Source organism: Gemmatimonadota bacterium (genome assembly GCA_026706845.1).
Lineage (GTDB): Bacteria > Latescibacterota > UBA2968 > UBA2968 > UBA2968 > VXRD01.
In genome coordinates this window covers 1-2,370 of record JAPOXY010000232.1, presented here as the reverse complement: position 1 = coordinate 2,370, position 2,370 = coordinate 1, and the positions used below count along the sequence as shown (strand labels likewise).

The 2,370-nt window shown below is 51.6% G+C and carries 1 protein-coding gene; it reads right to left on the bottom strand.

Going from position 1 to position 2,370, the window contains the following annotated elements; genetic code table 11:
• On the bottom strand, positions 1-2,370 hold a 2,370-nt coding region (locus OXG87_20775; protein MCY3871989.1), incomplete at both ends, for a chondroitinase family polysaccharide lyase.

Genomic DNA, 2,370 nt, shown 5'->3' with positions numbered 1-2,370 from the left:
GTCGGCCTCGCATCCTTATCGAACAGCGCGTAACCCGTCATCTTCATCCCCCGATGATACACAACATGTGCCTGATGATCTCGCTGCCACACATCGTATTCCGGCGCACTCGCAAACGCGCGCACCCTATCTGGCGACCTCTGAACCAGCACGGCATAGTGATAGGACGCACCTTGAGGCATGGGGCCGTGATCCAGATACGCCAATTCAAAAGTTCCTGTACCACCACCCTCTTCACCAAAATCTCCGGGGGCTTGCACCTGGCGCTGCACCCGTAGCCCTTCACCATCCGGAATCACATAGCCATTACCCGAGGCATCCATCAACCAGACAGCCTGCCCCTTTGTCCCTGAAAACGCATAAGGAATTGCACGCACACGCTCCCCATTCACCCCCGTAGGCCGATCCTCAGAAATAGCCGCCTGAAACAGTGGCGTCACAGTCGCATGCCCGCCATCATTATTCTCAATACCAGACCCCAGGCAAACAAGCACATCGTCAAAACAAAACACCGTCTTAACCACCCGAAAACTCGTATTGAATCTCGTATCGTGCAGCTTCAAGGCGAACACACCATTTTGCCCTTCAATATTCACCCCACCCACAAAAGTCTCATCCGAAAAATTGCGGTCACGTCCCTCGTGTTTGAGTTGCTCATGGCTCAGGCGGATCACCGTCGTACCGGGCCACATACTCCAGTCCCATCCATCTCGCACAATCCCACTCGCCTCCCGACCAACCGGATCGCCACTCGCATAAACCAGTATCGAACCATAGCTCAAATAACGACCGAGTTGATTTTCCCCACCGGCTGACGACTCGTAATCCCACACGTACTTGCTCCACCCCTTCATACTCACCATCCAGTCCCCACGCCGATGAATGGACAGCGCGCCATAAGGCAACGTCCAGTGTCCAGAAGGCACAGCGATAGGAGGATGTCCAGCACTTGCAAAATCCGCCATCATCTGCATCGCACCCGGCGTGTGCAAATACATAATCCGCGAAGCTACCTGTTCAAACAAACCTTCTATCAACAACTGCGATTGAGGTCTCCAGAGCTGCATAAACGTACCCGCCAGTTCTGCATCCACCGGAGAATAGCTCAAAGCCATATACATATACGCTGGCAAAAGACCATCCGTTACCGTTGTATTAAGCGGAAAGCGACCACCGATAGCTGTCGAAATATCATACGTATTCGTCATAACTTTGGCTGTCAACAGCGCCTGCTTCAAATTATCGCGCTTCTCCTCCGCAACTGCAAAAGGCGTATCGTGCAACAAATACACCAGAATAGAAGCCACGTGAAAAGCGTGGGGAGCATACGCATTGGCGTAAATACCCCGATGGTGAAAACCCACAAAATCCGGCTTAATCGTATCCAACCAGCCGGGTGCAATATCCAGCGCATTATTCAACCACGCCACATAGCGATGCATATTCGCCACCTTCTCAGGCGAATCGTCCATCATCAAAATACACAACAACCGATACATCCCTACCGAACGCAAAAAATCCGCATTCGTGCCCGGATCCCAGTCCTCTTCATATAACTCGCCAAACATGCTATACCATTTCAAACTCGCCAACTCTCGTTCCAGCCGCTCCGTATCCGCCAGAAGATCCCGCATCAAATACACGGCATGGGCATAGCTCGCAATCCGCAAAAACTCGTGATGCAATGCGCCAACACCACTGCCATCTGCCCAACCCTGATCGTGCAGATAATCGAAAACATCTATCACGCGATCTTTCGCCTCCTCATTGCCATTCAACCGATAATCCAGCACCAGACGCAACAAAACATTCTGAAAAACACTCTGAAAATAGGGCCTGTAGGGCGATCGAGCCGCAAACAGGGGATTCCCTATAATGCGGTCATCCTCGCGTCGAATTTCGTAATCTGCCAAATTGCGAGACCCACGCCTTATATAGGCTGTAAGTTCGTTAAGTCGAATCCTCACAGGCTCCCGCTGATCATCTTTCACCCTGTTGCCGAACACCCAGGCCTCATATCGCGCCGCAATCGTCTCAAGAGCCCTCCGTTCATCATCAGTGATCTGCGAAGGAAGCGGACCCGGCAATGTATTCAGACTCCATCTGTATTCGCGGGTTCTCTCGCCACTTGTATTTATACCTCCATTCACAAATGGAACCTGAGCGTCAGCAGATCGCCTGAAGTCAATCCTTTCCACCAACTCCATCAAATCCAGATAAACAGTCCCGCTATTCGACGCACGGATATCAAATGCCGTCACCCGTCCATTTCTCGGACCCGTATAAGAATTATTCCGCGCATCCTCTTGCAAATTGATCCACATCGCCCGCCAGCCCGTAAAATTCAAGCCAAACTCAAACTGGTAACGC